Genomic DNA, 24,518 nt, shown 5'->3' with positions numbered 1-24,518 from the left:
GGGAACCTGGAAACGAAGGGGTCCAAGGACTTCTACACCTTCACGGTACCTGCCGGGGGCAAGACCCTGTTCCTGGACTTCAACCGGGATTGCGTGAGCCACCCCGATAACATCTTCGCGAACGGTCTCACCTGGCAGGTCACCTCGATCGCCAGCGGGGCGAAGGTCGCGGGGGACTACTGCGGCAGCGGGAACAAGACCGTCACCCTTCCGGCCGGTGATTACCGGCTCGAAATGGGCACCGACATAACCCGCAAGTCCTACGGCACGTACAGTCTGTCGGCGTTCTTCGTACCCGACCCGCAGACCTTCACCCTGCCGCTGGACGGCAGCACGGTGAGCGGTGGGGTTCCCGCCGCGGGTGCCGGGAACCTGGAAACGAAAGGATCCAAGGACTTTTACACCTTCACCGTCCCCACCGGGGGCAAAACCTTTAGTATCAGTTGGGTGACGTGTCTGAGCAACCCCGCAAATCCGTACGCGAACGGGCTCACCTGGCAGGTGACTTCCGTGGCCAGTGGGGCGAAAGTCGCCGGGGACTACTGCGCCTCGGGGAATAAGACCACGGCTCTCCCGGCTGGTGATTACCGGCTCGAGATGGCCAGCGACATAACCCGCAACTCCTACGGTACGTACAGCTTCAGCGGGGCACTCAATGGGTGAACATGCCGGCATCACCGTCGACGAGGACAAGATCCGCAGGGTCAACACGGCCGCGTTATTCACCCAGGGATTCCTCTGCGCCCCGAATGAAGGAGCGAACCCACCCTCAGCTGACGACATCGACAACGCCATTGCCGGCATCAGAATGCCCGGGCACCCCGACCAGCGGTTTCACGCGGTCGAGGTGAACAAGGGAACAGCAATCTACTTCCACCCCGTCCTGGCTCCACGGCATGCCGTGGAGATTGCGCAGATGATCGCCGACGCGATCGCGCCCCTCGGCTTCGCCGGCACCATCACCGCATGCGCCGACCGCCCCGGCCCCAGACCCCGCACGAATCGGTACGCCTATTGCGCCGCGATCTGCTCCGTCGACGCGGCTCTGGACAACAACGAGACGCCCCTCGCCTTCCGGTCTGTGAAGAAGAACCTGGACCGGTGGGCTGTGGACAGCCCAGCGTTCAAGGAAATCGTGGACCGGATCACCGGCTGGGCCGCGGCCAACGCGACCGGCCCGATCCTCGCCGGCATCCATTTCACAATGACCCAATGCGAACCACACCAGGTCGCCGGACTGCTGACGCGCTTGTGCGAAGACATCGGATGGGCCGACCTGCTGTTCCCCACAGCCAACGGAGACTGGTACGTGAAGTTCACCGGCGAGGGATGGATCCTCGCCGGCACCGAGATCAAGAACGGCAAGGACGATGCCGGGGAAGGTGTCATGAGGCTCCTCGCGGATTTGGCGCCGCTCTATGACTACGCCCAGATGACCCGCGTCCTCTTCGGGCTTGTCACCGCCGGGAGCATGATGACCCAAGTTGCGCGCCCCGGACGCCCGGACATCCCCAACCCCCGCGACCTCGATTTGAGCGCCGACCACGGATTCGTGAGGAGCTCCCTTCCCGGGATCTTCGCCGTGCAGGTCCTCGGACCAGGCCACCCGGACCTGCAGCCGTCGGACCGCTGGCGCGTCACTCCCCTCGACGCAGGCCGAAAAATGGTCGCCGTCGACAACCTCAGCGACTGGTGGGCAGACCCAAATCAAACTCCTCCAGAAGATCTGTACCTTCGACGGGAAGCCAACAAAGCTCTCCTGTCCAAATGGACTCCTCGAATGGCCTAGTGGGGCTACTGCCAGCCTGAGCTCCTCGTACCGTGGATGAGGCAGCGTGCGTTGGCATGGATGCCTTCGTTGTCGTCCTCGAACATTCCGCCACAGTCTGTGCACTCGAAACGGAATCCATTCGGGCTGGCCCGGTATCGGGGGTTGTTCGTGATCTCATGCATGCGAGCCGCTCTTGCGGCCTTGGCTGCTTGGCGTTCTGCTATTTCCTGGCCGTTGGTGGTTTCGGATATCCAGAACGGCGTGCGTTTTGGTCCGATGAACAGGTAGTCACCCTCGGAAACGTTGGAAGGTTGGACGGCAGTTGGCGGCTTTGTCGGGGTTTTCGGCGGTTGGGCCGGCTGGCGCCGGTGCAGCACTTCGCCTGCCTCGGGGTTGGTTGCACCGCCTTCGGCAATGACGGACCACTTGGCAGGGGGGAGCGCGGTTATCCAGCGGCCTTTGATGACGTCTTCGCAGATAGGGCAGGCAAATGCGCTGCGGTTGCCAGGGCCTTGAAGCCGGTATATGCCTGCCCGGGCCAACCCGCGTCCAGCTGCGGACAGCCAGCTGTCTACGTGTGCCCGGACGTTTTCAAAGTTCTCAGCCCTTGGCATCCAGTTCCCGGACTTCTGTCCGGTCGGTTCGGTGAGCAGCCAGATCAGCACCGGGTGACCGGACTTCATGCAGCGAACGTCACTGGCCCAAATGCGCCGGCTTGAGAGGACAGGTGGCACGTCGGTGATTCCTGGTGCGGCGGCAGCGTCGACAAACCTCGCCGTCACTTCAGCAGCAACCGCGGCGGCATTCTCCGCGGCAATGCGTTTCGCCTCCTCAGCCTGCTCGATCCTCTCCAGATGTTCTGCCGCAGCTTTGGCCCGGATCTCCGCCCGTCGCGCGATCTCCTCCAGTTGGTGCTGCGGGGTTCCGTACGACCACCGAAAGGACGGATGCAGAACCGCATCCACCGCGCGCCCGACATGGCCCGATTTACCTAATACCGGCTGGTACTGAGCCCGATCCATGAGCTTCGCCGGGGCCTCGGGCAGGTCGCTGGTTTTGCCGAAGCCCGTGACGATCATCAGCAGTTTCACCCGGAACTCGTCGTGGTCGTAGGGGACCACCCACACCGGGCCGACGCCATCATGCACGTAACGCTGGGACCGGTAGACATACTCGTCCTCGCTCTGCGGCGACAGCTGGACCTCGAATGCGAGCCGCCTGCCGGTTGTGTGAATGGCCATGACATCAGCGATCCAAGCCCGTTGCGGATGCGCGTGCTCAACCTCCGCACGCCAGCCAGGCACGGCGTTGATTCTGTCCTGCAGCGCCCGCTTCATCGCCAAGTGCTGATCCGACTCAGACTTGTGCTCGACGGAGCATTCGACGCCGGGATAATGCTTGAAGAACTGCCGGCCCCTGCGCGTGACCCGGCTCGCCCGCAGCCCGCACTCCAGCAGCACCAGGTCCATGTAGAGAGGGTGATTGACCAGCGCCCGCCACGGATCGTGGGCCATCTGTGTCGCGTCGACCCGATCACCGTTCAGGTACGCCACCAACTGCACCAAGCATCCCCCATCCCCTACTGCACAGCCGTGGCCGTCAATCTACCGTTCGACCCCCGCCGCCGCTATCAACAAACACCTGGAGAACTTCGGTCAGCCTGATCTGCGCCTCAAGCAGGACCGCAGTGATCTTGGTGACCTAGTCCTTGTCATAGTGCGGAATACCTAGTCATGCCAAACATGTGTGCGGCGACCGGGAAAACGCGCCACGTTAGATCCAGCCGCATCGTCGCCAAAGACTCAGGTGCGTGAGGCCCGGTCGATCCCGTCCAGGCGCGCCCTTTCCGCTTGGGCACGATCACCGGCTCGAACGAGCCATCCCGATCCCGGGGCACCTCAATCTCGACCGGGCCGATCTCGGTCAGCACGGCCTTGGACCTGGTGCCGTTACGCATGTTCGCCGCGATCGGCCTCTGGCCATGCTCGTGCCCGAGGTGCTCGGTCAGTTCCGCTTCCAGCGCGGTCTCCAGCACGTTCCTCGTGAGCTGGTTCAGCAGCCCGCCCGGGCCCACCAGGCTCACGCCCTGCTCCTCGGCCTGCGCGAGCAACCGCTACGCAAGCTCCTACTGATCGATGATCTCTCCCGTCACAGGATCGATCATCACCCCTTCCATCTCGGTCGTGGACTCTGACACGACCGTCTCCTTTCGGATCAGGCCGGACACCACACACCGTCATTCAGACGGTCCCACTCTACTTTCTGAGCGGTCGGCATCTTCGGCCAGGGGACTGTCTCATTAACGGTGTATCCGGCGGTTTGTTTTAGTAGTTTTCAGCTGCCGGGAATCGGTCGCTGAAAGTGATGGCGAAGGCGTTCAAAGCGGGCTTCCAGCGCATTGTCCATCGGGTCCTGCCGGCACCGGTCGGATCGAGGGATCGGGTGACCAGATACAGGCACTTTAGCGCAGCCTGCTCGGTCGGGAAATGACCGCGCGCCTTCACGGCGCGCCGGTACCTGGCGTTCAGCGACTCGATCGCGTTGGTCGAGCAGATGACGCGCCGGATTTCCACGTCGTAATCCAGGAAGGGAATGAACTCTTCCCACGCGTTCTCCCAGAGCCGCACGATCGCCCCGTATTTCCTGCCCTAACGCTCCGTGAGCTCCTCGAATGCCACCCGGGCGGCCGCGGCGTTCACGGCGGTGTAGATCGGCTTCACGTCGCGTTTGAGGGCATCCCAGTCCTGCTTCGAGGCCAGGCGGAAGGTGTTCCGGATCAGGTGAATAATACATGTCTGCACGGTGGTCAGAGGCCACACGTTCGCCACGACCTCGGGCAGGCCCTTGAGCCCGTCGCAGACAAGGAAGAAGCTGTCCTTCACGCCGCGGTTCTTGATGTCTGTGAGCACGCTCATCCAGAATTTGGCGCCTTCTCCGCCGGTCCCGGCCCAGAGGCCCAGGATGTCCTTCTCGCCCGCGAGGGTGACCCCGATGGCGGCGTAGATGGGCCGGTTGGCGACCTGCCCGTCCCGGACCTTGACCACGATGGCGTCGATGAAGATCGCCGCGTAGACCTCATCCAACGGCCGGTTCTGCCATGCCGCCATCTCTTCAAGCACCCTGTCCGTGATCCGCGAGACCGTCTCCTTCGAGACCGAGGCGCCGTAGATCTCGGCGAAATGTGCGCTGATCTCCCCGGTCGTCAGCCCCTTGGCGTAGAGCGAAAGGACCATATCATCGACCCCGGTCAGCCGCCGCTGGCGCTTGGCGACGATCTTCGGTTCGAACGTGCCTTCCCGGTCCCGCGGAACGTCGATTTGCACCGGGCCCGTCGTCTCCGTCAGCACAGTCTTGGACCGGGTGCCGTTGCGCGAGTTGGCGGTGTCCTTGGCCGAAGCATCGTGCCTTTCATACCCGAGGTGCTCGGTCAATTCCTCATCGAGAGCGGTCTCGATAACCGTCTTGGTCAGCTGCTTGAGCAGCCCGTCCGGACCGGTCAGGGAAAGGCCCTGCTCCTTGGCCATCCTCACCAGCTCGCGGGCAGCCTCAGCCTCGGATTTCTCGGTCAGATTTTCAACAGTTTTTGTACTCGGCACAGCCTCAAGTGTCGCGGCCATATCGGGCTCCTCCCCGCCAGGCTAAACGCCCGGCGTGTCGAGCCAGATACACCCTTATTTCCACAGTCCCTCGGCCAGCGATGGGAAGTGCGACTTCTAACTTTAGATCCGCAGCCCAATGTCCCGTGTCGAAGAGGACGGCTCGTAGGAGTGCACTGTTGGCGTGGCGGGGCTGGTGCGGGTCTGGGCAACAGGGGAGAGCTTCGTCTGGAGCCGTTGGCGTTGGCTTTGCCTGTCAGGTTCCTCCCAGGCCACAGGGGTTCCGAGCGGGGTGGTGTTGTCGTTGATGGCCCAGCGGTCCCGGTAGATGAGGATTTCCTGCAGCGTTCGCCGTCGCCGGTCCGGGTCCGGGATGTTCTGGAGTTGCGAGGCGAGGTCCTGCACCCATGGTTCCTGGCTGGCGGGGTTGCGTGCTGCCACGAGTTTGGCGCGGTTGCGGATGCGCTGTTCGACCTGGGTAACGAGGTTGCTCAGGTCGGGACGGTTGCCGGGGTACCGGACGAGCCCTTCGGGTGCTTCGTGGAGGTTTGCGGCGGTGCGTAGCCGGTTGTGGATGATGGCGGTCAGGTCGCGGACTTCGCCGCGGGGCGTCATTGCGTTGAGCACTTCGTGCTCGGCAAGGTTCCGGTCATGTGCTGCCAGCCGCTTCCAGGCGGCGACGGCGGGCCCCCAGGCCGGGGAGCGCTGCAGATCCTCGGTCGAACCTGGGGAGTTGGTGGTGAGGAAATCCGCGAGGTCCTCGTCGGCGGCGAGTTGGGTGAGGTAGTCGTGCTCGGCGGCGAGCTGGTGGAGGGTATCTGTGCTGTCCTGGAGTTCCTGCCGGGTTTCGTGTGCGGTGTGTTCGGCGCCTTCGGCGGCCAGGACCTGGCCGAGGATCTCCGGCCAGCCAGGCAGACCTGTCGGATCAATCCGTTCGTCCGCGTCAGTGTCGGGTTCGACGATGTAGGCGGTGTTCGTGGTCCGGCCACGGGTCATGCCGACGTAGAACAGTTCGCGGGTGAGCCTGCCTTCGGTGACGACGATGTGCCCGGTGTCCACGGTGATTCCCTGCGAGCGGTGCGCTGTGGTCGCGTACCCCAATTCCGTAAACCCCGAGAGGTAGTTCCGGTCAAGGTTGATGGTGGCGCCGGTGTCTTTTCTGACGCAGGGAACGGTGCCGGCTTGGCCGGGCTGTGCAGTGATGGTCAGCAGGGTGCCGTTGCGGATAAACCCGCCCAGGCTATCCCTGATCCTTCGGTCATTGCGCCGGGCCAGGATCACATCCCCACAACCGGCCGTGAGGCCGTCGGCCAAGGGCACGGTGTGCCGGGTGTCAACGGCTCCCGTGGCGGCCCGGTCGTGCTGGGCGCGCCGGTTGAGGACGGTCACGGTGTCATTGTCCGCGGCGATGAGGATGGAGGCCAGCCCTGCCTTCTCGTCCGCGGCCCATCCCGCGTACGCAGCCTCGATCATCCGGTCGTCGTTTCCGGCCTGGATCCGGCCGTGTCGCTGGTACTCCAGGACCCCGTCCCAGTTCCCGGCCCGCAGGTGGAGCGAGGCAGCGCCTTCCCAGGCGTGGGTGAAGCGGTGCAGGGAGGTCAGCCGCACTGCCCGGCCGGTGCGGTCGAGCCAGCCGAGCATCCCGCCGGCGTCGATGGAGTCCAGCTGGGCAGGGTCGCCCACCAATACCAGTTTCGCCCCGGCCGCGGCCGCCATTCCGGTGAGGGCGGCGAGCTGGTAGGTGGGGACCATGGACGCTTCGTCAATGATGACGAGCTGGCCCGGGCGGAGCTGCCAGCGGGACTGTTCGGCGGTGACGGCGGCGAGGACCTGTGCCGCCTGCTGCCGCCACCGCTTCTGAGTCGGACCGGTAGCCAGGGGGTGTTCCAGGGCGTGTTCGGCGAGGAGGTAGCGTCGGGCGCGGTTGGCTGCTCCGGGGCCGTTGGATTCGTAGAGCCATTTCGTCACGTTCTCCGCTCCGAGTCCCAACGCGTCGCCGAGGACGTCGGCGGACACGGCGGCCGGGGCGAGGGCGACCACGCTGCCGGGGCCGTGGACCTGTTGCCAGGCGTCGCTGACGGCTTTCATGGTGGCGGTCTTCCCTGCCCCGGCCGGGCCGGTGAGCGCGTCCAGACGACGCCGGCTGCTCAGGACCTGGATGGCGGCGTCCTGCTGGTCCGCGAACAGAACGGGCCCCGCACTTCCGGGCGTGGCGGTGACGGCGTCGACGGCGTCCCAGGGCTCCAGCCCGGGCGCGTCGGTGGCGTTGCTGGCGGCCATGATGGCTCCCTCATCGGCAAGGATACGGGCGTTGGTGAACACCGTCCCGGTGACCGGGTCGAAAACCGTGTGCCCGTCGGCGGCGAGATCGGCCCGGGCGTCGTCAGGGGTGGTGTACCGGTGCTCGTTGAGCGGGACGGAGAACGTCTGGGCATCGTCGGCAAGGGCCTCGATCATCGCTGTGCGTTCGGCGGGGCTGGCCATCCGGATGCCGGCGCAGACGCGTTCGGCCTCGGCGAGCAGATTCCACCGGTTCCAGGTGGCGCGTTTTTGGGCGACCAGGTCCATCACCAGCTGCCCGGTGACCTTCCGCCATTCCGGGGACAGGTCCGCACCCGTGAGGGGCCGGGTGCGGGACTGGTGGACAGTGCCGGTAATCAAGCGTTCCGGCCCGTAGCCAAGGCCTTCGGCCCGGCGGCGCCAGGACGTAAGCCGTTCCGCCAGCGATACGGGTTGGGCGTCCTTAGCCGTCCGGGTCGACAGGGTGGCCTGCTGCCGCAGCTTCAGGACAGTGGCGTCGGAGGGATTGGTCCCGTGTTCGAGATTCCAGAGCCGGACCAGCCGGTCCTTCTCCAGCTCGATGATCCGTGCCCGGGCGGAGAACTCCGTGATCAGCCCGGCATCGACCCCGGACAGCTCGCGGCTGGGGTTGCGGTCGACCGAGACCGGTGCCCGCAGCTCGGTCTCGGTTCCCAGGCTGCGCCGCAGCTCGTCGAAGAGCAGGCCGTTGTAGTGCTCACTGGCCGCGACCGCCGCCTTGTACAGGGTCCGGGAATCGAGAGTAGCCCACGCCCCATCGCTCGTCCGTTGGACGCGGTTGGCGATGACCAGGTGGGTGTGCAGTTGCGGATCACCGGCCCGGGATTCCCAATGATCAAACGCGGCGCCGATGGCTCCGCGGACCGGGACGTGGGCCACGCCGTTGCGGCCCGTCCGGGTTCCGATGGCCCGGCACTCGAGCCAGACCAAGGTGTCCTGCACGGCACGGTGATGCGCAGCCAACACCTGATCCCGGACGTCTTGCGGGCTGAGCGCCCACAAGACCGAGACCGACTTCGGAACGCTGAACGTCAAGTCGAACCCGGCAACGGGGCAACGCGTGGATGTTCCGGGTTTCCGGTCCGGCCCTGCTGGGGCGGTGGCCCGCTGCCCGTGCCGGCGGCCCAGCGGCTCACGTGTGATCGGATGCAGTGCTCCTTCGAAGACTGCCTTCGCTGAATCATCCGTCAGGACGGTGCCGGGGGCCAGGCCGATGCCGTCCATGCCGCTGCCCAGCCAGGTCCCGGGCGGGTTACCGGAAGTCGTGTAGTAGTCAGTCAGATTGCGCACGGTCACATCGCCATGGGCTGTGGTCTTCAACAGGTACTTCACCCCGGCATCCGCAGACAGCCGGGCAATGGACATCGTCACCGCAACGCCCCATAAACACCCACGGAATGCGGGCAGGCACCGCACCCCAGGTCCAGGCTGATGCTGTTTCGCCGTTGCTTCACGCCCCTTCATCGTCCGCAACGGGATCAGGCACATGACTACCGGCGGCCTGTCACCTTTCCGTCGATAATCCCCGCTCCCCGCTTGGATGCCAGACGTGTAAACGGATGGGGAAGTATCTTCCGCGTGCCGAGGGGTGAGAATTGTTGTGCCGCTTGGCGACGTCTATTCACATTGGTGCGGGGTTAGCCCGTAGAGGTGCATGACGCGGGGTCCATGGGTGTACCGGATGGTCGCGGTAAGGCACGTGGCTCTGTGTCCTGATCAGAGGATCCTCCAGGCGGCGGCCGATATTTGTCGCACTTGGAGGGATTGGTGATTCTGATGGGCGTGATGATCGAGCGCGTCGCCGGGTTGGTCATCGGCAAGAAATCGGTGACCGTGTGCGTTCGCACGCCCGGACAGGGCGCATCGACGACGGCCGTCGTTCCTAGATCGCCGGTCATCGAGACGCTCGTTGGTATATCAGCTCTCCAAACGGATCGCGAGGACGGGGCAGACGGCGGCGGCCTGGCGTACCTCGGCCTCGCGTTCCGGGCTTGGTTCGGCGTCGAGGAGTATGGCGATGCCGTCTTCGTCGCGCTGGTCGAAGATGGTGTCAGCAGCCGTAACGCACTGCCCTGAGGCGACGCATTTGTCCTGGTCGAGGATTACTTTCATGTTCTTTTCCTTCTTCGCAGGTTGGGAGCGGTTAGTTACCAGGTGACGGGCAATTCGTAGACGCCGTAGACGGAGGCGTCGTTCTTGAACGGCACCTGGTCAATCGGAGTGGCGAGGGCCAGGGTGGGGATGCGGCGGAGCAGGGTGGTGTAGGCGAGCTGTAGTTCCATGCGTGCCAGGGGCTGGCCGAGGCACTGGTGCACGCCGAATCCGAAGGCGACGTGGTGGCGGGCGTCGCGTTCGAGGTCGAGGGTGTCGGGGTCCTCGAAGGCTTCCGGGTCGCGGTTACCGAGGTCGGTGGCAATGATCACGCCTTCCCCGGCTTTGATGGTCTGCCCTGCGATCTCGATGTCGGCGATCGCGATGCGTTTGCGGCCGTCGTGGGTGATGGTCAGGTAGCGGAGAAGCTCTTCGACCGCGGAGGTGACGAGGGCGGGATCGCCGCTGTCGCGGAGGCGGGCGAGCTGCTCCGGGTGTTCGAGCAGTGCGAGCGTGCCGAGCGCGATCATGTTTGCCGTGGTCTCGTGGCCGGCGATGAGTAGCAGCACGCCCATCTGGGCGGCGTCCGCGGCACTGAGGTCGCCGGCGTCGACGCGGCGGGCGAGGTCGGTGAAGATGTCTTCGCCGGGTTGTTCGAGTTTGAGCGCCAGCAGCCGGTGCAGGTAGCCGATGAGCGCGCCCATCGCGGCGCCCTGGTCCTCGGGACTGACGCCGCGCTTGATGATCAGGTTGCTGTTTTTCTGGAAGAAGTCGTGGTCGGAGTAGGGGACTCCAAGCAATCGGCAGATCACCAATGACGGCATGGGCAGGGCAAAGGCCTCGACCAGGTCAGCCGGTTTTGGGCCCGCGAGCATCTCGTCAAGCAGGTCGTCGATGATTTTCTGGACACCCGGTCGCATGGCTTCGATGCGTTTGACCATGAACGGCGCGGTCACCATGCGCCTGAGCCGGGCGTGCTCGGGGTCGTCCATCAGGATGAAGCTCAACGGGGATCCGCTCCCCTTCGGGCGCGGGGCCGGGCTGGGGTAGCCGGGGTTGCTGATGTCGGCGCTGATCCGCGGGTCGCTCAGCAGCGCGCGCTGTTCCGCGTAGCGAGTGACAAACCAGGGGCGGCTGCCGTCCCACATGGTGACCCGTGTCAGAGGGGCTTCCTTCTGGGCTGCCAGACCGCGGGGCGGCGGGTCGAACGGGCACTTGCCGTCCCGTGACATCGGGAACGCCGGCTCATGTGGGCTCGGGGTGGTCGTGTCAGTGGTGGTGGTGGTCATGCTTTTCCTCCAGGCTGTATCGGTCGGTGGAGCCAACGGGCTCGGTGGGTCAAGGAGTTTGAGACCTGTCAATTCAGCGCCGGCACGTCGACGCCCGCTTCCGCCATGAGTTCCTGCCGTCGCTGCCGGGTTTGTTTGGGCATGGCCCAGCCGAGCACGCCGACCATCCGCCCGTCGTCGATGGCGACGGCCACGAAGCGGCCGTCGGCTGGGTCGCCATCGGTCACCTCAAGCTGCGCCGAGCCGGGAATCAGTCCGTGCACTTGGATCCGGACCCCGTACTGGTCGGTCCAGAAGTACGGTACGGGGGCATACGGTTCCCCTTTGCCAAGAATGTCGCGGGCCACGGCGATTGCCTGCTCGGTCGCGTTGGTGCGGTTCTCCAGGCGCACCGGTTCCCCGAGGCCGGCGTGGTGCCAGCGGGCGACGTCACCTACGGCCCAGACGCCGTCGGCGGCCCGGCAGAACGTATCGCAGACGATCCCGTCGTCGAGTTCGAGGCCGCTGCCGGCGAGCCATCCGGTCACCGGTTCGGAGCCTATCGCGACGACGACGGTGTCCGCGGGGAGTACCTCGCCCGAGGTGAGTTCGACCCCGCTCACCCGGCCACCGGAGTGCTGCACTGCGGCTACACGCCGCTCACCGAGCAGCTGGACGCCGTGTGTGCTGTGCAGGCCGGCGAGCAGCCGCGAGCCGAGCGCGCCAAGCTGCGGTGCCATCGGCGCTTCCGCCGCGCCGACAAGGGTGACCTTGACGCCCAGTTGGCGCGCGGTGGCCGCGATCTCGCACCCGAGGACTCCGTTGCCGACGACGACGAGCCTCGCGGTCGACGCGAGTGCTTCCTTGAGTCGGTGGGCGTCGTCGAGGGTGCGGAGGACGTGAATCCCGGCCGGCGCCCCGCGATCCCCGGTCCCTAGTGCGGTCGGCAGGTGGCGCGCCCGCAGTCCGGTAGCGAGGACGATGGCGTCTGCGCTAACTTCCTGGCCGCTCCCGGTGGTGACGGTGCGTGTGGAGACGTGGAGGCTGGTTGCGGACTCGCCGAGCAGGAACTCGGCGTCGAGGGAGTCGAGCATCTTCTGGTCGCGGAGGATGACCCTGTCGGCGGTCCATTCACCCGAGAGGAGCTGCTTTGAGAGCGGTGGCCGGTCGTAGGGCAGGTGCGGTTCGGCGTCGAGGAGCGTCAACCGTCCGCGGTGTCCGTTGCGCCGCAGGGCCTCGGCTGTTGCCAGCCCGGCGGCGGATGCGCCGACGACGAGGACGTGCTGGTCCCGCGGGTCCCGCGGGGCGTGGGTGTTCGTGGGTGCTGCGGTGGTGTCCATCGGGCGTCTTTTCCGGTCGAGGTGTGGTCGGGTGAGTCAGTCGTTATTCATGGTCTCGCCGGGATCAGCCGGCCGGTCCGGCCCGGCCGGGGTGTAGGGCGCGAGCCAGAGCCCCGTGATTGCGTCGATCACGCCGGTTCCGGCGTCGTGCCAGGAGCTGCGGGTGGTCGGCCTTCCCTCTGCCAGGGCGCGCTCCCGCTCGGACAGGGTGTGCACGAGCAGCTGGCGGGCCATGTCATCGCGCTCGGCCCGTACTTCTGCCGGAAGATCGGGGAGGCAACGGTCCAGACCAGCAAGTAATTCCCGGAGTGCCGGTGTCTCCATGGCGTCTTGCTCCATCACCTGCCGGTAGCCCGGGTCGGTCATGAGCTGGGCTCCGAATCGGGCGAACCAAGTGGGTGCCGGGAGCGAGTCGAGATGGTCGGTGACCGGCCGGACAAGGCAAGCGACCCAGTCGAGGATCTCTGACGAGTCCCGCGTGCCGGCGATCAATTGCTTGCGGCGTTCTTCGATTTCCACGTTGTGTCTCCGGGCGATCGCCCGGACCAGGTCGACTTTCGTGCCGAAGTGGTAACCGACCGCGGCGTTGTTGCCCTGGCCGGCCTCGTCGCTCACCAGGCGGTTGGATACCGCGCCGATGCCGTACTCGGCGAACAGGCGCTCGGCTGTGGAGAGTATGCGTTCCCGCGTCGCGTTGACCCGACTTCCGCGCCGCTGCCGGACGGTTTCCCCGGCTGGCGAGGCTCCCGTGCTGTCGGACCGCTCGATAGAGGTAGTCATCTTGCGCCTCCCGGGCTGCTGGTGGTCTGGTCTGTGGTTGATCTCATTTCATTAAAGTAAGTCACTTGCATTAAGTCAAGCGACTGACTTAGATTGAGTCTGTCGCTGCGGCGGGCCGCCCGACCCCCTCCTTATTCCTTCATTCCTCGAGAGGAAATCCCATGGTCATGCGCCTTGAAGACCCGAATCCCGGTACGGCCACTGTGCCGTCGGATGGCGTGCCCACGTCTAGTTCCGCCCCTCGCGCCGGTTCGCCCACACGCATCGTCCTTGTGCTTGCCTTTGCCGGCATCGTCGTATCGCTGATGCAGAGCCTGGTGATCCCGCTGGTCCCGAAGCTGCCTGCCCTGCTGCACGCGGCGCCCGGTGACGCGACGTGGGCGATCACGGCCACTCTGCTGGCCGGCGCCGTCTCGGTACCCACGATCGGGCGCCTTGGCGACATGTACGGCAAGCGCCGGATGCTGTTGTTCAGCATCGTGCTGCTGGTCCTGGGATCCGTGGTCGGAGCGTTCAGTGACAGCCTCGTGCCGATGATCGTAGCGCGCACCCTGCAAGGGCTCGCGGCCGGCGTCGTGCCCCTTGGCATCAGCATCATGCGCGATGAACTTCCCGCCGAACGCCTCGGAGGCGCGACCGCCCTGATGAGCGCCTCGCTCGGCGTAGGCGGCGCGCTCGGCCTGCCGGTCGCCGCGCTCATCGCCGATAGCGCCGACTGGCACGTGCTCTTCTGGGTCGCCGCCGGCCTCGGCGCAGCCTCACTCGTGTTGGTCGCAACCATGGTGCCTGCCTCGCGGGTACGAACCGGCGGCCGCTTCGACGCCATCGGCGCGACGGGCCTTTCCGCCGCCCTCGTCAGCCTGCTGCTCTCCGTTTCCAAGGGCGCCAATTGGGGCTGGACCTCTGCGCCCACGCTCGGCCTCGGCGCCGCGGCGCTCGTGCTCTTCATTGCGTGGGGACGCTATGAGCTGCGCACCAACGGGCCGCTCGTGGATCTGCGGACCTTGGTACGTCGCCAGGTGCTGCTGACCAACATTGGTTCCGCTATCTTCGGTTTCGCCATGTTCTCGATGTCCCTGGTGCTGCCCCAACTGCTGCAGCTGCCCAGGCAGACCGGATACGGCCTCGGTCAGTCAATGCTCGTCGTCGGGCTCGTCATGGCACCGTCAGGTTTCGTCATGATGGCCGTCGCCCCGGTCTCGGCCAGAATCTCCGCGACGTGGGGGCCGAAATGGTCGCTCATGCTGGGCGCCTTGGTCGTCGCGGCAGGCTATGGCTTCGGCGTTGTTGCAATGGGCGCCGTCTGGCAGTTGGTGGTTGTCTCAATCGTCATCGGCGCCGGAATCGGCCTGGCCTACGGAGCCATGCCCTCGCTCGTCATGGGTGCCGTCCCGGCGTCGGAAACGGCGTCCGCCAACAGCCTCAACACGCTGATGCGCTCGATCGGCACGTCCCTTTCGAGCGCCGTCGCCGGAGTGGTCCTCGCCCAGCTGACCACCACCCTAGGCGGAGTATCGATGCCCTCCCAGGGGGCGTTTCAGCTCGTCATGGGTGTCGGAGCAGCCGCGGCTCTCGGAGCCTTCGCAGTCGCGGCCTTCCTCCCGAGGTATCGTGCAGCCGCACTGAGCCGAGCGTCAGCGGAATAGTTCGAGACGACCGATTTAGACCACATTACGGCCGCGAATGCGGAGACCTTGCCGCCGTGATGTCAGGACGATCTCAAGGCTTCATGACGATTTTGCGGGTGACGCCTTCACAGACATTATGTACGACGACGGGATCGCCCGCGTCATGGTCCGGGACCCCTCCGGAACCGGGGTCGGCATGACGTGGGACCGGAACAGCCCCTGGCTGCAGGTCCACGCCGCGGACAAACCCGCACCCTTGCCGAACCGGCTCGGACTCGCCGTTGAACCCATGACCTGCCCACCCGACGCCTTCAACAGCGGCCAGGACCTCGTCCAGCTTGAACCAGGAGCGTCGCACGAAGCATCATGGCTCATCTTTGCCTCCTGACAGTGCCAGTACCGGAATCTGGTCCTCTTGCGTCGAAGCCCCGCGTTAGCCCGGCCGCCGGCCGTCAGCGGCACTGTCCCGAAGCGAGTCAGCACGCCGTATCAACTCCGTCGAAAAACTGAGTCACCAAAATGAAAGGGCATCCATTCTGTCTGCCGGCGGGCATTCACATCGGTCAAGGCCATTCGGGCACGCCATTGAGGGTAACTGCACAGATTCCCAATGTACTAGCCAGCAGATGGGTAGACGAAACTTTTCCGTGATCATCTTCCCGGTCCATGAGGCCATGTTGATATCCACTACTTTCCAATAACTTTTCAAGGCGAGGGCGTACCTCCGGAGCGTTCCCTGTGATTCCAGCTTCCCTCACTTCAACGCCGAAGAGTTTTTGGCGCCGGCGTCATCAAACCTGCGACCCATGTCGTGGGGCGTCCCATTCCTTCAGATGCGGCCGCAGTCCGCATTTTTGGGGGGCTGAACGCCACGACTAACGGCGCACTTCACGGAGTGGGACTGGGACATTGGCTCCTCCCATGCGATTGCCTAACGGCAGGCAGCTTTTCGTCGGCGACTATGCCCGTTGCTTCTGCCCGGGGTCACCCATTTGATGCTTAGTGAGTTTCCGGTTAGCTCAGGTGGCGGGGTCCGGTCCCGGATCGTGGGCAGTGATTTGGCGGTAGGTGGTCGGTGCTTGGGTAGTGCCGAGGCCGAGCAGGGACTGGAAGGCCGCCATGGGCGTGCCGCGCCGGTTGTTAGCGGAACGTGAATTCATCGAGGTACACCTGTAGGTGTTCATTGCATACGGAGCGGTGGGTGCCGCGCAGCCAGGTCTTGAGGTTGCTGATGGCACGGTGCACGCGGGGAAGGACCGGGTCGGTGTCGCCGGCCTTTTTGGCAGCCCGCTGGGAGCGGGGGCGGTGGGTGTAGCCTTTTTTGGCCAAGGGCGCGTAGCCCATCCAGCCGTCAGTATGCACGATGGCCCCCGGAGCCACGGTGTCCATCACGAAGCCGGTCAATGTGTCACCGGAGGCATCGCGGATCACTTTCATCCGCACCCGTCCCGAGCCCTGGCCGCGGACCTCCACCGCGACGACGACCTGCGTGGCCCGGGCTGTGAGGCTCCTGCCGCCGCGCCGGCCGGTCTCAGGACCGCCGACTTCGCACTCGTCCACCTCGACCTCACCGGTGAGCAAGGTGCGTTCCGGGTTGACCATAGCCCGGCGCAGCTTGTGCAGCATGGTCCACGCCGTCTCGTACTGGGACAATCCGAGGCTGTCGCTGCAGCTGCCGGGCGGAGATCCCCGGGGTGCCGGTCGTCATCAGGTAGGCCGCCCAGAACCATAAATGCAGCGCTGTGTGGGTCTTGTGGAGCACCGTACCGGCCGTCAGCGAGACTTGGTAACGGCAGGCGGAGCATTCCCAAAGTCCCCGCGCCGCCACGGGCCAGGCAGACCGGCCTTGACACCGCGGACACACGTAGCCGTCCGGCCAGCGGCACTTAAGCAGATAGTCCAGGCACGCCTTCTCGTCGCCAAACCGCGCCTGGAACTCCAGAATCGTCCGCGGAAAATCCGGTCCAGACATTTACCCAGAATACCTGAGCTAACCGGATATCCACTTGATCCTTTTTGCATATTTTCAGCAACTTGCTTGGGTGTGTGAGCTTTCCGAGAAGCATCGATTGAACCCCTTGGTTGAGTGCAACCTGTACCACATTAGATTTGAAATCTGCCAGCTGGGTAACCTTTCCTGACGAAACGAGTTCGGCGAAAGTTTTCAAGTTGCTCGGTGGGGTGTAGCGCGGGTTGGGAACATCACTGCCGTGGCCGCTTTTGCTTGTGGCATGACAGCAGGACCAGGATGTACCTCTCGGGAGCGCTGTCTCGTCGGCCATTGTCGAGGCGTCGCTGCCTGGGAAAGGCGCCGTTTCTCCGGCGTCAACCTGATGCGAGAGCGTCCACCTTGCCGGGAGTCCCCTTTCCGGAGAGCCCGTGATTGTCAATGCGTGAGACCCGCCAGCGAGCACCAAGCACAACTTTGCCCCTTGACTCACCGAGCTGCCGCTTCCCCTTCTGTCATCGTGCCTACGGCACGTAGCGATCCGTTATCCGCCTCGTCGCCTCCACCTCCCTGTCACCCTTGACCGGAAGGTCCGATTTGGAAAACCATAGGTACGGGTCGCGTTTCATACGGTTGGGGACCACTTTGCTTTTCAACCAACTAGGACTCTTGGAAGCAGCGTTGTACGTGGTCCCGCTCGTGAATGAAACCGTGCGGGACTGCCGGGCTCAGGGAAACTGAGAACCGGCGAAAGTTGTGTCTGGTAACGAGTATGCCAACATTCCCCTCCGCTTCCGCTTTAAGCGTGGCCACAGAAAGGGCCTTTGTCAGTTCATCATCGCGCTCCGCCGGGGTGTCGGCTATAAAATCTGCAACGAGTTTGTCGGTGGGCATGAGCAGGAGCTTTCGTTTGATGCGAGGAAACGTCGTTACGTTCCCGGGAGAGGGGCAATGTGCCAGAAGATGCACAGCAAGCAAGATGCGGCTGGCCAAAGAGCCAAGTATTTTCGGGAGAAGTGTGTCGGATTTCTCGAGGCGGCACTGATGCTCGGATGCAGCTGGGCCGAGCTTCTTACCTTCCCAGGCCTTCCGTGTGGACGGAGGGCTTTGGGTCGATGCCGCGCTGAGGCAAGCACGCAAGGGTTCAGGGTAGGTTCCAGGCATTGGTTTCGCACTCGACGGCCGCTGCCTCCTTTGTATCGATCATGCGTCGCCCCATTCCGCCATCCGTCCAGATCCAAAAACAGGATTTATCTCGCATCACGGCGTCGACGGTTCCGCTCAGAGTTTCTGGGCCAATCCGGAAACTCACATGCCTTCCGGATTCCAGAATCTCGGGATCCAATCCTTTGGGGGAGGACGGAGAGGCAAGGACGCCATCGGGAGTTTCCAGCGGTTCCTCCTGGATTTCCATGCCGAATTGGCGGGGAGCGTCTGGTCCGGCTTCCGACGCGCTGGGCCCCTGCCCACAGGGAGCTTCAGCATCTGGATCGGAAGGACAATCCGGTTCCCCGACGACTCCCGGAACCCGGTTCCTCGTTCCCGCCGCCAAGTGTCGACGGTTGTTGACCTTTGAGACGGTACTGATAGATACACCTGCCGTAATAGCGATACCGCGCATTTTCACCACCGAACCGGCTGGGTTCTTTGGCCTTTTTCCTGTGTCACCGAACTCCTTGATCACATTCACTGACTGCTCTCTCTGCTTCGTAAACCCAGAAATTGGGGACTGCCTACCGCGCTGATGAACGCCGCACTGCTTGCTCGGTGGAAGGCCATGGGATAAAGCCTTCTGCTTTGACTGTCCAGCCGGTTTCTGGGAAACCGCCCGGGGATGTGTCAGAGCCGGCGGCGATGAGGGAAACAGCGGCGAGTAGGGAGCCGTTGCCCGGCAGGTACAGGGGCAAAATCCCCCGCATTTGGGGGTTGTGGCCCACGGGAGAGAGTTGGTTTTTGGCTTCGTCTTTGAGAAGGCAGTCGATAGCCAGGTCAGGGTTACCGAGGCGTGCTGCTGTCATCGCCATGACGGGGAAGTCCCAGCCCCAAGCGGTAGGCCAGTCCCAGGTTTCGAGGACGTCCAGAAGTGTTTTTTCCATCTGGTCCGGGTCGATGAGCGGCGTAGGCGGGACCAGCCCGAACGCGGCGAGAAGCGAGGGGTGGTCATCGCACCGCAGATACGGTTCTGTGGCCACGGCTGTGTAGCGGCCGCCGTCGCTGTGGGGCCGGATGAGGTTGTCCTGGATCTGGGTCCAGTCCTCCCTGCGGGCATGTCCCGCACGTTCGCGCCATAGTTGGGCTATCTCCAGGCCCCACCACCAGTAGGCGAGTTCAAAGGTCGGGTCTTCGGTGGTGGCCGCGTCATAAAATTCCTGGGCCGGCATAACCGGGGCTGGAAGGTGGAAGACGCCGTTTCGTTCCTCAGTGAAGGCAGCCATGAATGTCGCGGTCTCGTGGACCAGTTCGGCGTAGTCGTTGACGAGGGTGGACTGTTTGTCCGCATCGGAGGCGCGCCAGAGCAGTTCGAGCAGGTACAGCGGATGGGGCTGTTGCCAGATCAGCAGGGAACCGATAGGGCTCGGGCTTTCCCTGCCGTCGGGACCGACGTGCTTGGGCCAGCGCGCCCCCGGGTAGCCCTGGCGCGCCGCGGTCGCCCGGGCCTGGTCGAGGATGGACAGGTACCACGGCATGCTGCGTTCCAAGAGTGCGGGTCTGCCCCAGGTAGCGAAATGCGCGGCATGCCAAAGGTGCATCTCCAGGTGGAACTTTCCCTGCCAGGAGTTAGTGATCAGACCGGTTTCCTGCGGGGGCGTTACTCCGGCGGAATTCACCGCCGTAAGGTATTGGGAGAGCACGGTGCGGCGTTCGAGTTCGTATGCACGGGGGTCGCTGCTGCCTTGGAAGTCGAGCGCGGCCCCGGAGCACCAAAAGGCTTTCCAGGACCGGGTGGAGGCGTCCCGGACCATCGGGAACCCCATAGTGGCGGCGCCTTGTTCGCGGGGAACGGCTGGATCGGGGAGGAACTCGGCGACGAGTTCCAGGGTCGGCTGGGCGGCGGTGACGGTGAAGTGGTGCGGCTCAGCGGAAGCCGCGATGTCGGCGCCATCGGTGTCCAGATCTACCCGGTAGCTGGTTCCGTCGAGTTGGCGCAGGACGCTGGCACTACCGGAGCCGCCAGAGGTCAAAACGGAGGTGTGCCGCGCGGGGGAGTCCCAGTCGGAAGTCTGGAAGAACCCTTCAGAGGCGTAGGGAAACCGCACCGATACTGTGAGCCGGCCGTCAAGGAGGAGGTGTGAGCTGATCCGGAAGCCCACGCGCGCGCTGTCGGGCGCCGCCGCGGTCTGGACGCGGACCAATTCCCCGGCATACCGGAACGAGGTCTCGATGATCCCGGTCCACAAGTCGAGCGTTTGGTGGATGCCTGTGAGCGCCGCCGGATCGGTTTCGATGTCTCCGCCCGGGGTGCTGCGCAGTTGCAGTCCTATCCGGCCCAGGTCAATGCGTTGGGGGTTGGCGTGAAGCCAGGCCCCTGGCTTGTTTTCGTCCGTCACGTTACCTCGCATGGCCTGTTCCATGTCGTACCGGTCAGGGTAGGAGACCGGACCTCGGGCGGTGTCGTATCGGGACATGGCGTCGTCGAGGACGTAGCCTTCCGGGTTGGGCATCTCATGCCATCCCCAGGAACTCATGGTGGCAGTGTTCACTGCGACCTGGCCGCGCATCATGGCAGCCTTGGCATCATGGTAGTCCGTGAAGGTCTGCATGCCGGTGATGTCGGCCGTGTAGGCAAAGTCGCCGTTACCCACCGTGAGGACATGCTGTGGGTCCGCAGCCGTAAGGGTCACAGCGTGCCGGGCGACGACGGCCTGACGGTCGATGGGTGCTGTTGCCTGAGTCATGCGAAAACCCCTTCGGTATTGGCTGGCAGCAGGACGGGGGAGCCCGCTGGCAGGGACTCGAGAATGACTGTGGCCGGGGCATATCCTTCGGCGGTCGCGGTCACAGTGATTTCTCCGGCGCCGGAGGGGCGGACGACGGCGAGCAGCCGGCCGTCGAAAGAGGTATGGCCCCGTGAATGGTAGCTTTCCTCCGTCGCGGGACGTGCACTGCCCAGGCCTTGAAGGACGCCAGCTCCTTCCACGGTCACGGTGACCGTTCGTTCCACGTTCGTTGCCAGGTTGCCTTCGGTGTCGCGGAACTCGATGGTGACATGACTGAGGTCGGTGTGGTCGGCGCTGATTTCCGCGCGGTCTGCTTCCGCCACCAGCCTGATCGGCCCATTGGCAGAACGAAGCACGGTCCGGGCCTGCTCCACGCCTCCGGCGTAACCGATGGCGACGAGCTCGCCGGGATGGTACGTGAGATCGAAGACCGCACGGAACTTATGTTCCCGGCCCGCCGGCTGGCGCCCGATGGTTTGACCGTTATGCTGTAGCTCCACTTCATCGGCATCGCTGTAAACCTCCACTCTGACAGGAGAACCGGCTGGAACATCCCAGCTCCAGCTGGAGATCGAATCACTCCAGCTCCATTGGCCGGTGCTGCATTCGCGGTTATGGTTTTCGGGCCGCTGCACGGCGATGTAAGGCTCGTGGCGGAGCCCGAACACGGTTTCGCGGTAGTAGGAGGCAGGGCGGCGGTAGCCGGTGATGTCGATGTCGCCGCACCAAGCCAGTAGCCAGGGGTAGGGTGCGCCGAAGCTGGGTTTGCCGCCGGTTTCGTCCGCGTAGTGCACGCGGCCGATGCCCGCCTCGCCTAGGTAGTCCCAGCCTGTCCACGTGTAGTCGCCGATGACGTGCGGGTTCTCTTCGACGAGCTTCCAGCTCACGTCGATGTGGGTGGGGAACGTTTCGGTGCCCACGATGATGCGGTTGGGGAACAGTTCCTTGTCCTGGACGTAGCGACCGTCTCCGTAGTTGATCCCGGCGACGTCCACCACGGCGTGCGATTCGGCTGTTTTCTCGGTGACCAGGGGTGAGGCACTAATGCGGTTCATAAATTCGCCGGCCTGGCTCATCATGGCGTTGACGCCCTCGCCCTCCCCATCGGAGTCAGCTGCTGAGGCGCGCTGGCGCATCATTTCGGAGACCTCGGTGATGGCGGAGACGAAGCCGTTAATGCCGTTGGTGATGTAGCGGGTGCCATCCATGGAGCGGATCTTCTCGGCAATCTTCCGACCCCAGTCCGAGCCGAGGCCGCTACCGGTTTCGGGGATCTCATTGCCGATGGAGTACAGGATGACGCTGGGGTGATTGAAATCCTTGGCCACCATGGCTTCGACGTCGCGTTCCCACCATTCCGGGAAGGACAGGGAGTAGTCGAAGGAGGATTTCGCGTCCGTCCAGACGTCGAAGGTTTCGTCCATGACCAGCATGCCGTGCTTATCGCAGGCGTCGAGCATTGCCTGGCTGATGGGATTGTGGGAGCTGCGGATGGAGTTAAAGCCGGCTTCCTTGAGCAGCTCGATGCGTCGTTCTTCGGCCCTGCCGATGGTGGCCGCGCCCAGAATGCCGTTGTCGTGGTGGATACAGGCGCCGCGCAGTTTCACGGTCTCCCCGTTGATTTGCAGACCGCGGTAGGGGTCAAGCTGCAGGGATCGGATGCCGAAAGTGGTCTCGTGCTCCTGCAGGACCTCCGTAAGGTCGGTCAGTTCAGTCTTCGCCGTATAGAGGTAGGGCCTGTCCACGCCCCACACCTGAGGGTCGGTGACGTAGAGACGCTGGCGGACCACCGCGTTGGACCCCGCCCTAAGCGTCGCCGGTGCCGCGCCCCGGGCCACAACCTTGCCGACAGCGTCGCGCAACTCAGTGGTAACGGTCACCGTGGCTGTCTCCAGGCCCTCGTTCTCAACCGTGGTGGCGACATCGATCACGGCGCGGCGGTCGTCGATGTCAGGAGTTGTGACCCGGACGCCGTTGGCGGCGACGTGGACCAGTTCGGTGACGGAGAGGATGGTGTCGCGGTAGATTCCGGCGCCGGTGTACCAGCGGGAATCCTCATGGACGCGGGCATCCACTTTGATGGTGTTCGGCTGCCCGTATTTCAGGAACGGGTCCAACCGGATGGTGAAAGTGGAATAGCCGAACGGGCGCTGGGCGGCGAAATCGCCGTTGACGTAAACCATGGCATCCCGGTAAACGCCCTGGAACTCCAGCGATACGCGCTTGCCGCGGTACTCCTCGGAAACCTCAAAGGTCTTGCTGTACTCAAAAGCGCCGTCCGGGAAGTAGCCGGTATGTGAGCCTTGTACCGCGTCCGCCGACCTTTCCAGCGCGATCAGTGCATCGTGCGGCAGGGTGACGGGTTGCGAGGGCGATGCCGGGGCGGACAGTTCAGCGAAGAGACTTTTCTTGGGACGGACTGCCCAGCCTTCATTGAACGAGGTGCGGGTCATCGATTTCTCCCTTGTAAGCGATGGGCGGACTGCGCATCGCGATGGTCGGCGGCAGCCAAAACTATTACGTGGTAACCGGAAGGTATCACGTGTCACAAACAGATAATCATTGCGGCCCTGCCTGTGTCAACAGGTGGGGCCGCAGCGTCGCGCGTTGCTGGGCCACTGAACTGACACGTGATACCGAATCGGCTGTTGGTCTCGACCTAGATTGCTTTAGGCTTCCGATCGAGCCTGACCGGATGGCTGGCTTTTGCCCCGAGGACTTTCCGTCGTCCTGGAATCGGGATCAGGTGGTTTCTCCCTGTATGACGGTCAGGAAATCCTGGTCGCCATCAGATATGCGCGTGGGGGCAGACTTTTTGCTCACTGCTTCAAGGTCCGCAGCGATCTGTCTCATCAGCGCGGTGGTGTCAACTTCCATCGTGGTCAGCCGGGGCGATACGAGCTGACCGACTTCCGTTGCATCCATGCCCATCACAGCCAGGTCCCTTGGTGTTTCCAGACCCAGTGTGCGGCCTGCAGCCAGCACAGCAATGGCGACATCGTCGTTGTAGCAGGCCACTCCAAGGGATGATCCCTCCGCGGAGACGGTAGCAAGGGCCAGGGTTGCGCCAACGATGTCGAGGGGAACTTCAATTCGTGCCGGCCGTGGCAACCCGGAGGCATCTGCCACAGCTTTCAGTCCGGCGAAACGGCCAGGACCGTAAGGGTCTGTCCTTTCGTCAAGCAGGGCAGCGTAGACGAGAGGCCGTGGACCGCCGCGAAGTAGTTCTTCGGCCATTTTCTGGCCGATCAGATAGTTCGGGTCTGCTCCAGATCCGGCGGTCCAGCCAACGCTGGGGCTGGTCACCACGCCTGACGCTGCCAGAGTTGCCTGGTCTTCAGTGTTCAGGCCACCGAGATTCACAACCGCGACGGGCCGGAAGTTCATTACTGCGGTCAGGGTCTCGGCAAAATCCCGGCCAGCAAAACGAACTACAACGCTCAGCCCGTGAATGTCTGCGAGTCTGGTGATTTCATCAACCAGGTCCTGAAGGTTACTCCCGAACGTTGTGTTCGGCATGACGACCACGATAACGTCACTTCGGCCTGTGACAAGCGCCCTCCCGGCCGGCGATGGCCGGTACTTCAGCTCGGTGGCTGCATTTAGGACGCGGTTGCGGGTTTCTTCGGGAAAACGTGAACCCTGCCCGTTCAAAATGTGACTGACAGTGGCCCGGGACACGCCGGCTCTCTTGGCGACATCAAAGCTCGTTGGCCGCCGCGTCTGTGCTGTTTCCGCTACCACAGCTTGATCATCTCATAGAAGCCTTTGACACGTGATACTCGGATATCCCCGCCCCGCAGCCCCGTCCAGTTCGCCTGAGGCCCGCGGCTCCGCCC

At 64.1% G+C, this 24,518-nt stretch carries 14 protein-coding genes and 4 pseudogenes; 4 read left to right on the top strand and 14 right to left on the bottom strand.

The features are described from left to right. Window positions 1-663: hypothetical protein (locus NFJ07_RS13815; protein WP_269995146.1), on the top strand; the 663-nt coding region annotated here is incomplete at its 5' end. Next, window positions 656-1,789, top strand: coding sequence for a hypothetical protein (locus NFJ07_RS13810; RefSeq protein WP_269995144.1), 1,134 nt, complete (start codon window positions 656-658; stop codon window positions 1,787-1,789). The genes NFJ07_RS13815 and NFJ07_RS13810, both read left to right, overlap by 8 nt. Window positions 1,790-1,794: 5 nt before the next feature. Here NFJ07_RS13810 and NFJ07_RS13805 read toward each other — a convergent pair whose 3' ends face one another. The 8 genes and pseudogenes from NFJ07_RS13805 to NFJ07_RS13770 form a co-directional block, all read right to left on the bottom strand. Then, a complete protein-coding gene (locus NFJ07_RS13805) occupies window positions 1,795-3,324 on the bottom strand; it encodes a competence protein CoiA family protein (protein ID WP_269995142.1) in 1,530 nt (509 codons plus the stop codon). A gap of 284 nt (window positions 3,325-3,608) precedes the next feature. Further along, a pseudogene (locus NFJ07_RS13800) lies at window positions 3,609-3,881 on the bottom strand (transposase); the annotation flags it as partial. Between the two features lie 214 nt (window positions 3,882-4,095). Beyond that, window positions 4,096-5,388: pseudogene (locus tag NFJ07_RS13795) on the bottom strand (IS256 family transposase). Window positions 5,389-5,490: 102 nt separating this feature from the next. Next, on the bottom strand, window positions 5,491-9,051 hold the full coding sequence (gene mobF / locus NFJ07_RS13790; protein ID WP_269995155.1) for a MobF family relaxase: 3,561 nt from the start codon (window positions 9,049-9,051) through the stop codon (window positions 5,491-5,493). A gap of 552 nt (window positions 9,052-9,603) precedes the next feature. Then, window positions 9,604-9,798 (bottom strand): ferredoxin, encoded by a 195-nt coding sequence (locus NFJ07_RS13785; RefSeq protein ID WP_269995140.1) that lies wholly within the window; start codon window positions 9,796-9,798, stop codon window positions 9,604-9,606. A 35-nt stretch (window positions 9,799-9,833) separates the two neighbouring features. Beyond that, complete coding sequence (locus tag NFJ07_RS13780) at window positions 9,834-11,066, bottom strand: cytochrome P450 (protein ID WP_269995138.1); 1,233 nt, start codon at window positions 11,064-11,066, stop codon at window positions 9,834-9,836. 68 nt (window positions 11,067-11,134) lie between these two features. Further along, the gene (locus tag NFJ07_RS13775) at window positions 11,135-12,385 is read right to left on the bottom strand and encodes an NAD(P)/FAD-dependent oxidoreductase (protein WP_269995137.1); all 1,251 of its coding nucleotides are present in this window, start codon (window positions 12,383-12,385) and stop codon (window positions 11,135-11,137) included. Window positions 12,386-12,421: 36 nt separating this feature from the next. Next, a complete protein-coding gene (locus NFJ07_RS13770; RefSeq protein ID WP_269995135.1) occupies window positions 12,422-13,165 on the bottom strand; it encodes a TetR/AcrR family transcriptional regulator in 744 nt (247 codons plus the stop codon). Between the two features lie 161 nt (window positions 13,166-13,326). Here NFJ07_RS13770 and NFJ07_RS13765 point away from each other — a divergent pair, with 161 nt between their 5' ends. Continuing rightward, a complete protein-coding gene (locus tag NFJ07_RS13765) occupies window positions 13,327-14,811 on the top strand; it encodes an MFS transporter (RefSeq protein ID WP_269995133.1) in 1,485 nt (494 codons plus the stop codon). 118 nt (window positions 14,812-14,929) lie between these two features. Beyond that, complete coding sequence (locus NFJ07_RS13760; RefSeq protein WP_442865353.1) at window positions 14,930-15,181, top strand: hypothetical protein; 252 nt, start codon at window positions 14,930-14,932, stop codon at window positions 15,179-15,181. Window positions 15,182-15,812: 631 nt separating this feature from the next. Here NFJ07_RS13760 and NFJ07_RS13755 read toward each other — a convergent pair. From NFJ07_RS13755 to NFJ07_RS26040, 6 genes and pseudogenes are all read right to left on the bottom strand, one after another. Continuing rightward, a pseudogene (locus tag NFJ07_RS13755) lies at window positions 15,813-16,765 on the bottom strand (IS1595 family transposase). A gap of 1,120 nt (window positions 16,766-17,885) precedes the next feature. Then, a complete protein-coding gene (locus NFJ07_RS13750; protein ID WP_269995131.1) occupies window positions 17,886-18,431 on the bottom strand; it encodes a LacI family DNA-binding transcriptional regulator in 546 nt (181 codons plus the stop codon). A gap of 43 nt (window positions 18,432-18,474) precedes the next feature. Continuing rightward, window positions 18,475-20,637: a hypothetical protein gene (locus NFJ07_RS13745; RefSeq protein WP_269995129.1), complete on the bottom strand. Its 2,163-nt coding sequence runs from the start codon at window positions 20,635-20,637 to the stop codon at window positions 18,475-18,477. Beyond that, window positions 20,634-23,132: a glycoside hydrolase family 2 TIM barrel-domain containing protein gene (locus tag NFJ07_RS13740; protein ID WP_269995127.1), complete on the bottom strand. Its 2,499-nt coding sequence runs from the start codon at window positions 23,130-23,132 to the stop codon at window positions 20,634-20,636. The genes NFJ07_RS13745 and NFJ07_RS13740 overlap by 4 nt, the downstream gene beginning before the upstream one ends. 289 nt (window positions 23,133-23,421) lie before the next feature. Continuing rightward, on the bottom strand, window positions 23,422-24,198 hold the full coding sequence (locus NFJ07_RS13735) for a substrate-binding domain-containing protein (RefSeq protein WP_269995125.1): 777 nt from the start codon (window positions 24,196-24,198) through the stop codon (window positions 23,422-23,424). A 63-nt stretch (window positions 24,199-24,261) separates the two neighbouring features. Beyond that, window positions 24,262-24,423: pseudogene (locus NFJ07_RS26040) on the bottom strand (LacI family DNA-binding transcriptional regulator); the annotation flags it as partial. Between the last annotated feature and the right edge of the window lie 95 nt (window positions 24,424-24,518).

The organism is Arthrobacter sp. B2a2-09, from assembly GCF_027587375.1.
GTDB lineage: Bacteria > Actinomycetota > Actinomycetes > Actinomycetales > Micrococcaceae > Arthrobacter.
The sequence above is the reverse complement of the archived record's forward strand: the minus strand, read 5'-3'. Positions and strand labels throughout refer to the sequence as shown.